Source organism: Nitrosomonas oligotropha (genome assembly GCF_900106555.1).
In the GTDB taxonomy this organism is placed as follows: domain Bacteria; phylum Pseudomonadota; class Gammaproteobacteria; order Burkholderiales; family Nitrosomonadaceae; genus Nitrosomonas; species Nitrosomonas oligotropha_A.
In genome coordinates this window covers 124,174-132,668 of record NZ_FNOE01000007.1, presented here as the reverse complement: position 1 = coordinate 132,668, position 8,495 = coordinate 124,174, and the positions used below count along the sequence as shown (strand labels likewise).

The following is an 8,495-nucleotide window of genomic DNA, read 5'->3' as shown; positions in this document are numbered from 1 at the left end:
TTTGAGAGTTATTGGACGGACAGCAAAAAAGAAGCTTTCGGCGAGTTATGCAAAGCGGAAAACATCAATCCGCAAGAGCTGGAAAAATTGCTGAACCATTACGCCTTCGCCAACCGGCTGCCACGCGAACAGGAAATTGTCGATTCGCTGAACTTCAAGCCCAAAATACTGGAACGCAAGCCGATCATCGAGCGGGTAGCGGATAAGATCAAATCGTTTATCGATACGTTTATCGAGGGGATGGGCGGGAGTGTTTGAGGGAGTACTAAGGTACTTCCAGCTGTTTTTTGCTTGAGGGTAATTCGGCCCCCGATCAAAAATTAGAAATCCAAAAATCAAAGTAGGTTTACATATGACAAAAACGGAGTTAGCGCAAAAACTAGGCATTTCCAGACAAATGCTTTATAAGCTGGCTGACATGGGAATGCCGCTAGAATTACAAACCGCCACCGAGTGGCGAAGCAAAAACCTGGATTTTTTCAAAACAAAAAACGGGCGAATTGATGGCAATTCAGGCGGCAGAGCGGTTTCCATTCCATCAGTTTCAAATGAAACCACGGGAGACACTCGCTCGCTGGAAGAATTGCAGGCGGCTGTGAACAATACAAGCCAGCTCGATCTTGATGGTAACGACGCGGATGAGCTTTACAAAAACAGTCGAGCATTGAAAGAAAAGGCGCAAGCATTGGCGGCGAAACTTGAGCTTGACCTTGCGAGTGGTAATGTTGTGGTGCGTGACGATGTTCACAAGGCAGCATTCGAGGCAAGCCGAAAGCTGCGCGATAACCTGCACTCACTTTGCAAACAAGCCGCGCCAAACGTGATCGGCATGACCGCGCCGGAAGCAATCGAAACATACCTACGTGACGAAGTTGACAGAATGTTAGAGGAGTTTATAGAAACGTGTGTTTGATATCGGTGGCAGCGGTTGCCATTAACACAAGCAGAGCCCGGATCCACTCCGGTTTTTTTATTGCTTGGCGTTGACCGTATTTCCTTACACCTGCCTTACATGGGCGCTGTTTAAGGAAAATAACTTGTAAGGTTTTGCTCTAAGTGTTTGATTTATTTGGTAGCGAATCCCAGATTCGAACTGGGGACCAACGGATTATGATTCCGCTGCTCTAACCACTGAGCTAATTCGCCATGTGCTAAAACGCAAGGGACGCATTTTGCCTTTGAGGGGGTGGCTTGTCAAGATCAAAAATGTGACTTGACAAGGGTTTATGCGTGTTTTCAGGGGATTCGGTGTTGTTTTCCAATTATTTAACGTGAGCTGGCCATCAGCCGCGCTGGGCTGAAAATGTTCGGCTGCCGGGTGAATCAGATAGTCAACCGGTTTCGGCTTTCAGTGAAGATGCAGTTTGTATTACCTATCCGCAACAAAGCGACTGTATAATCAATTCCATGAAATTCGATATGATAGTGATCGGTGGCGGACTGGTAGGTGCAAGCCTAGTGGCAGCGCTGAAGGATAGCGGCTTGAAGATGGCGCTGATAGAGCCGCATGAGTCCATGCCGTTGCCGCAGGATGACAAGTGGGATAGCCGGGTGTATGCGATCAGTCCAGGTAGCGCGGCGTTCCTGCAGGAGTTGGGCGTGTGGCAGTTGATGGGGGCCGAACGCGTGGCGCCGGTTTATGAGATGGCGGTCTTTGGCGATGATAATACCGCGCATATTAACTTCAGCGCATACGAGATCGGTATACCGGAACTGGCATTTATCGCTGAGAACCGCCAACTGCAAACGGCGGTCTGGGAAGTGCTCAAATCCTCGAATGAAAATCTGCACATTTTTTGTCCGGCGAAATGCACTGCGATCACCTGGCAGGAATCGCATGTCGAGGTGCAACTGGATGATGGCAGCCAGCTTGAAGCCGCTTTGGTGGTGGGCGCAGATGGTGTGAATTCGTGGGTGCGCAAGCAAGCGGAGATTGACGTATCGTGCCATGCGTACAACCAGATCGGTGTGGTTGCCAATTTCAGCACGGAACGGCCGCATCGGCAGATTGCTCGCCAATGGTTCAGGCGGGACGGCGTGCTGGCGCTATTGCCGTTGCCCGATAAGCGAGTGTCGATGGTGTGGTCGACGACTGAAGATCACGCGGATTTTCTGCGCAATTTACCTGCTGATGAATTGTGCCATCGCGTCGAGGAAGCATCCTCGCATACATTGGGCAAATTGCAGTTGATTACCCCGCCCATGGGTTTTCCGCTAAATTTTGTGCATGTGGATAAACTGATCAAACCGCGCTTGGTGCTGATTGGCGATGCAGCGCACGGTATTCATCCGCTGGCCGGGCAGGGCGTCAATCTGGGATTGCGCGACACCCGCGAGCTTGCGGCGATTCTCAATGCGCGCGGGATGCGGACGGATTGCGGCGATTTTATGTTGCTGCGGCGGTACGAACTGGCGCGCAAGGAAGATATTCTGGCGCTGGAACTGGCCACCGATGGATTGCAGAAACTGTTCAACAATTCCAACCCGACGTTGGCGCGCTTGCGCAATCTCGGGCTTGAAATCACCAATCGCTTGCCGCTGATCAAGAATCGCTTGATGCAGCAGGCATTGAATTAAATTTTATTTTCTAACACTGGAGTCATTATGGCTACGCGCTTAAAGCTTTTCATCTCAATTCTGGCAATCAGTTTTTTCTCCGGACTCGCCTGGGCCGATGAAGAAGCGTTAAGGAAAGCCATTCAACCGCATTTTGCCGGGAGCACTATTGATAGCTTGAAAAAAACACCGTACTTGGGTTTGTATGAAGTGGTTGTCGGTGACGAAGTATTTTATACCGATGATAAAGCCGATTTTTTCTTCTTCGGCCATGTAATCAATACCAAAACCCGGGTGAGCATGACCAACGAGCGCATTCAGGAAATCAAAGCGGCGCGACGCGTGTCATTGGAATCGCTGCCATTGCAGCATGCCATCAAAATCGTCAAAGGCGACGGTTCGCGCAGGCTGGCTGTTTTCACCGATCCCAATTGCCCGTATTGCAAGCAACTGGAAAAAGAGTTGATGAACATCAACAATGTGACGATCTATACGCTGCTTTATCCGGTATTGAAAGGCTCGATGGAACTGTCGAAAAAAATCTGGTGTTCCAAGGATCAAATCAAAGCCTGGGATGATTTTATGTTGAAGGGTGTTGCGCCGTCGGGTAAAGATTGCGAAACGCCGTTGGATGCATTGGTAAAATCTGGCCATGAGAATAAAGTATCGGGCACGCCAACATTGGTTTTTGCCGATGGTTCGATTGTCGGCGGGATGATTCCCGCTGCGACCATCGAAGAAAAGCTGGAAAGCGCGAGCAAAAGCAAATAAATTCCAAGCAAACGGTTTAAAAAAGCTTGCCGGGGAAATCCGGCAAGCTTTTTTATTGCCGTGAGAGTGCGGGTGGCTTAGCGTCGCGTGGCATCAACAGCCACATTTTTCCGCGCTGTTTCATTTTTCCTGCCTGATTCCCGGCTTCATGGCCGAATCCCCAGAAGAAATCCGCACGGATGCCACCCTTGATGGCGCTGCCGACATCCTGCGCTACCATCAGCCGATTCAGCGGTTTGTTGCTGTTGGGCCAGGTGGTCGCCAGAAATACCGGTGCGCCTTGCGGGATCGACTGCGGATCGATCGCGATGCTGCGTCCGGCGGTCAACGGTACGCCCAAAGCGCCGATCGGCCCGGATAAATCGGACGGCAGTTCGCGGAAGAAGACGTAGCGGGCGTTTTGCTGCAACAATTCGGGCAGTTTTTTAGGGTTTTGCTGCCCCCATTGCTTGATGCCTTGCATGGAGGCTTTTTCCAGCGGCAATTCGCCGCGTTCGACCAGAAGTTTTCCGATCGAGTTATAGGGGTGGCCATTTTGATCGGCGAAACCGATTTTCATCGTTTCCCCGCTATCGAGCACGATCCGTCCGGAGCCTTGTATGTGCAGGAAGAACAATTCAACTTCGTCTTCCACCCACAAGAGCTCGTAGCCATTCAGTAATTTCGGGTTATTCATGATGTCCGCCCGACTGTGATAAGGGATAACTTTGCGTCCATTCAGGCGGCCGCGCAAACGCAGATCCTTCAGTTCCGGATATGCGGTGCCTAGCTCGATGGTCAGCAAATCATTCGGCGCGGCATACACCGGATAGCGGTAACGGCTCGAGGGTTTCCGGCTGCCTTTCAGCAGGGGCTCATAGTAGCCGGTGATCAATCCTTCTTCGGTGTTATCGGTATTGATGACTTGATACGGCGTGAAATAGGTTTCAAAGAAGTTTCTCAACGCGGTGTTATCGTTTTTTTGCAGTGTTGTGGCTAGTCTGCAAGTTTCCTTCCAAGCCGGTTGCTTGCTTAAAACCGTGCAGCTTTTTTGGAACGCTTGCCACGCCGGTTGTAGATCGTCGTGTTTCCAGCCGGTTAATGCAGACCACTGAACGCGTTTGTGAACCGATTTTGTCAGGGGTTTTTCCGCTGGCGGCGGTGCGACAACTTCCGCCGGTTCGCTGGGCGGCAGCGTGGGACTGATGGTACCGGTAGCGCAAGCGGTGAGCAGCAGGTATGAAGCAGCAATAATAAAACTTAATTGGTTTTTCATCGGATTTTGGTTAGAGTAACAGTCTGATTTTAACTTGAGCGTATCTTACATTATGAATTGGTGGTGGCTTGTAGTCGAAGCAGCAGTGGCGATGGGTTTGTTTTTGTTTGTCATCTGGTGGACCATGTTTTCAGGCAGAAAGAAGCAGGATGATGACAACAAGGATCAATAGATGACAACCCTTCCTTCAGATTTGCCGCAACTGCTGTAATTAAATACTGCTACGCTTCGGCTGGGCTATACCGGATTTTCAATATCGATAAACTGATGCTGGATGCCGAATTTCTGCGCAATGTGATCACCCACTGCTTGCACGCCGTACCGCTCCGTCGCATGATGCCCAGCCGCGATAAATGCAACACCGGATTCACGCGCGGCATGCACGTTCTGTTCCGAGATCTCGCCGGTAATATAGGCATCCACACCCAACTGAATGGCCGCGTCGAAATAGCCTTGCGCGGCGCCGGTACACCACGCGATTTGCCGGATGGGTTTATCGGGATCGCCGATGATCATCGGCTTGCGTAACAGTGTGCGGGATATTTTTTCGGCCAATGCGCTTAAAGTAGTGACTTGGGCTAACTCTCCCTGAGCGGCGATATCCTGTTCGCCAAACCGGCCTGTTTCGATCAATCCCAGTTTTTTTCCCAGGATGGCATTGTTCCCTAAGTGCGGATGTACATCCAACGGCAGATGATAAGCGAATAAATTGATGTGCTGCTGCATCAGCAGCGCAATGCGGCGGCTTTTCATGCCGGTGATGCGCATGTCTTCGCCGCGCCAGAAATAACCGTGATGCACGAGAATGGCATCCGCCTTAGCTGCGGCAGCGGCTTGCAGCAGATCAAGCGAGGCGGTAACGCCGCTGATCAGGATATGAATGCTGTCGCGCCCTTCCACTTGCAAGCCATTTGGGCAATAATCATGAAAACGGGATATGTCCAGTAATTGGTTCAGGTGATTTTCCAATTCATCTCGATGCATTGATTTTTCTCCTTGGTGCATATACTACACCGCAATTAATTCATTTCTACGGCTATTTTAATTTTGGAGTAACGAGCTTTGATGTACAGACTCTGGTTGATTTTTGCACAAGCGGCGGCAGTTCTGCTGGCTATTTTTTTTGTGATTTCCACGTTACGGCCGGAGTTGCTGCCGTTGAAGCCGCGCGGAGAAATCGTGACCATCCGGGAAACCGCGCCAGCGGTAGAGGCTGATAGGCCGGACAGTTATTCCAGGGCGGCGGAGGTTGCCATGCCGTCGGTGGTGAATATTTTTACCAGCAAAGAAACCAAGGAACCGTCGCATCCTTTGCTGGATGATCCCGCATTCCGGCGGTTTTTTGGCGAGCAATTCGAATCCAGGCCAAAACGCACGTCAAGCCTGGGCTCCGGCGTGATCGTGAGTGCTAACGGTTATATCCTGACCAATCATCATGTGGTCGAAGCCGCGGATGAGGTTGAAATCGCCTTGCTCGACGGCAGAAAAGCCAAGGCCAAATTGATCGGCTCCGATCCGGAAACCGATCTGGCAGTGCTGAAAACCGATTTGAAGGATTTGCCGGTCATCACATTCGGGCAATCGCAGCAAGTCAAGATTGGCGATGTCGTGCTCGCGGTCGGCAATCCTTTCGGTGTCGGGCAAAGCGTTACCATGGGTATTGTCAGCGCTTTGAGCAGAAGCCGGGTCGGTATCAATACCTTTGAAGATTTCATTCAAACCGATGCCGCGATCAATCCCGGTAATTCCGGCGGTGCGCTGACCGATACATCCGGCAATTTGATCGGTATCAATACAGCGATCTATTCCCGCAGCGGCGGCTCGTTGGGTATCGGCTTCGCGATTCCGGTGCATATCGCCAAGCAGATCATGGAGCAAATTGTTCAAACCGGCGGTGTGACTCGCGGTTGGCTGGGCGTCAGTATGCAAGACATGACGCAAGAGCTGGCAGAATCGTTCGGTCTGGAGCAACCCAACGGCGCGTTGATCGCCAGCGTGTTGAAAGATGGCCCGGCGGACAAGGCCGGCATCAAGGCGGGCGATATTATGATTGCGATTTCCGGCAAAACGCTTAAGAATTCGTCCGAAATGCTGAATGTGGTGGCCGCGCTGGCACCGGGTGAAACCGCGACGGTTACGGTGATCCGCAATAAGCAGGAAAAATCGATTCCGATCAAAGTAGGCGTGCGTCCTAAGCAGAATTAACCGTATGCCAGTATTCCAATCTGACGCCAATTAAATTTATGAAAAATCTATTACCCGCTAACGGATTCTTATCCGTCATCGCGCAGTGGTTCAGCGCCAATATTCTGGCGCTCGGACGGGAAATGCGCTTGTCTTACCTACCGCCGCTGATGGTGTACGTGGCTGCCGGTATTTCCGGCTTGACGGGAATTGTGGGCACGTTTTATGTCAAGGAGAAGCTCGGTCTTTCCGCCGAGTTTCTGGCCATGCTGGGATTCTGGATGATGTTGCCGTGGGCGCTCAAAATGCCGCTGGGGCATCTGGTCGATTTGGTGTGGCGCTGGAAGGGTTTGCTGGTGTATCTAGGCGCCAGTTTGATTATGCTCAGCTTGATTATCATGATCGGTTTGCTCGGACATACCGAAGCCATGGCCGCGATGGCGCCGGTTGAAACGTGGTATGTATTGTCCGCGTTGCTGGCGCCGATCGGCTATGTGTTGCAGGATGTGGTTGCGGATGCGATGACCGTTGAAGCAGTGCCGCGCGTCGATGAGAACGGCAATAAGCTGGATGCGGAAAAACGCAAACTCATGCACGTTACCATGCAGACTTTGGGGCGGGTCGCCATCATTGGCGGCGGTGTGCTGGTATCCGTTGCCAATGTTGTTTTATTGCGCGACGCAGCATCATTGCCGGAAGTGGAAAAGGACGCGGTCTATCTGCTGGTTTACGAACTGGCTTTAATTATTCCGGCTGTTTCTATTTTCGGGGTCGTTTTTGCGGCCTGGTTGCGGCGGCGTGAACGCAAGCGTTTTCAGGCGCAAGGGTATAGTCGGCAGGAAGTGGATAAATTGCTTGGTATGCATTCGGAGCCGCCCGCGATTAACTGGTGGATTCTCGGTGGCGGCTTGGTTTTTACCGTCATGTCGCTGGGCGTCGGGGTCAGCGGTGTATCCGGCGGGGAAGAGATCGTGTTTGCGATTTCCATGGCGATTATCGTGTTTCTGATGTGGCGATTGACAGGGGAACTCGAACCCGATGCCCGCAATGTGCTGGTCGGAACCGCCGTGATGATTTTCATTTTTCGCGCAATTCCCAGTCCTGGTGCGGGTTCCACCTGGTGGATGATCGATGAGTTGGGGTTCGATCAGCAGTTTCTCGCGGTTTTATCCTTGATCGGCGCGGTGTTGACACTGTTCGGCATGTTTATTTTCCGCCGCTTCATGGCCGAGCGCTCGATTGCGTATATCATCGGTTTTCTCACTATCGTAAGCAGCTTCCTGTCGCTACCGATCGTCGGTATGTACTTTGGTCTGCACGAGTGGACGGCGGCGATGACGGGCGGTGTTGTCGATGCGCGTTTCATTGTGCTGATCGATACCGCGCTGGAGTCTCCGCTGGGGCAAATTGCCATGATTCCGATGCTCGCGTGGATCGCCAATTCCGCGCCGGAAAAACTTAAAGCCACCTTTTTTGCCGTGATGGCATCGTTTACCAATCTGGCTTTGTCGGCTTCGCAACTGGGAACCAAGTATCTCAATCAGATTTACGAAGTGAAACGCGAAGTGAAAGATATGGCAACCGGTCAGATCACGATTCCCGCCGATTACAGCGAGCTGGGGCATTTGTTGATTACTGTTACGATCATCGGTTTCGTGTTGCCGCTGATCACGATTTTGATCGTCAAACATTCGCGCTTCCGTAATGCTTGATCGGCTTGATTGAGGAA

At 51.6% G+C, this 8,495-nt stretch carries 8 protein-coding genes and 1 tRNA gene; 6 read left to right on the top strand and 3 right to left on the bottom strand.

All coding sequences use genetic code 11. The features are described 5' to 3' along the window. On the top strand, window positions 1-258 hold a 258-nt coding region (locus BLU57_RS06150), incomplete at its 5' end, for a type I restriction endonuclease subunit R, EcoR124 family (protein ID WP_143026942.1). A gap of 94 nt (window positions 259-352) precedes the next feature. After that, entirely contained in the window at window positions 353-913 is a 561-nt protein-coding gene (locus tag BLU57_RS06145; protein WP_143026941.1) for a hypothetical protein, read from the top strand. Window positions 914-1,070: 157 nt separating this feature from the next. Here BLU57_RS06145 and BLU57_RS06140 read toward each other — a convergent pair. After that, window positions 1,071-1,146, bottom strand: a tRNA-Met gene (locus tag BLU57_RS06140). A gap of 261 nt (window positions 1,147-1,407) precedes the next feature. Between BLU57_RS06140 and BLU57_RS06135 the strand changes: the two genes are divergently transcribed. Continuing rightward, window positions 1,408-2,577: a UbiH/UbiF family hydroxylase gene (locus BLU57_RS06135; RefSeq protein ID WP_090317860.1), complete on the top strand. Its 1,170-nt coding sequence runs from the start codon at window positions 1,408-1,410 to the stop codon at window positions 2,575-2,577. Window positions 2,578-2,604: 27 nt separating this feature from the next. Then, on the top strand, window positions 2,605-3,327 hold the full coding sequence (locus tag BLU57_RS06130; protein WP_090317857.1) for a DsbC family protein: 723 nt from the start codon (window positions 2,605-2,607) through the stop codon (window positions 3,325-3,327). Between the two features lie 52 nt (window positions 3,328-3,379). Here BLU57_RS06130 and mltA read toward each other — a convergent pair whose 3' ends face one another. Continuing rightward, a complete protein-coding gene (gene mltA, locus BLU57_RS06125) occupies window positions 3,380-4,582 on the bottom strand; it encodes a murein transglycosylase A (RefSeq protein ID WP_090317854.1) in 1,203 nt (400 codons plus the stop codon). 237 nt (window positions 4,583-4,819) lie between these two features. Continuing rightward, complete coding sequence (locus tag BLU57_RS06120) at window positions 4,820-5,566, bottom strand: Nif3-like dinuclear metal center hexameric protein (RefSeq protein WP_090317851.1); 747 nt, start codon at window positions 5,564-5,566, stop codon at window positions 4,820-4,822. 81 nt (window positions 5,567-5,647) lie between these two features. Here BLU57_RS06120 and BLU57_RS06115 point away from each other — a divergent pair, with 81 nt between their 5' ends. Together BLU57_RS06115 and BLU57_RS06110 are read left to right on the top strand one after the other, a co-directional pair. Further along, window positions 5,648-6,787, top strand: coding sequence for a Do family serine endopeptidase (locus BLU57_RS06115; protein WP_176776379.1), 1,140 nt, complete (start codon window positions 5,648-5,650; stop codon window positions 6,785-6,787). Between the two features lie 38 nt (window positions 6,788-6,825). Continuing rightward, a complete protein-coding gene (locus BLU57_RS06110; protein ID WP_090317845.1) occupies window positions 6,826-8,478 on the top strand; it encodes an MFS transporter in 1,653 nt (550 codons plus the stop codon). The last annotated feature ends 17 nt before the right edge of the window (window positions 8,479-8,495 follow it).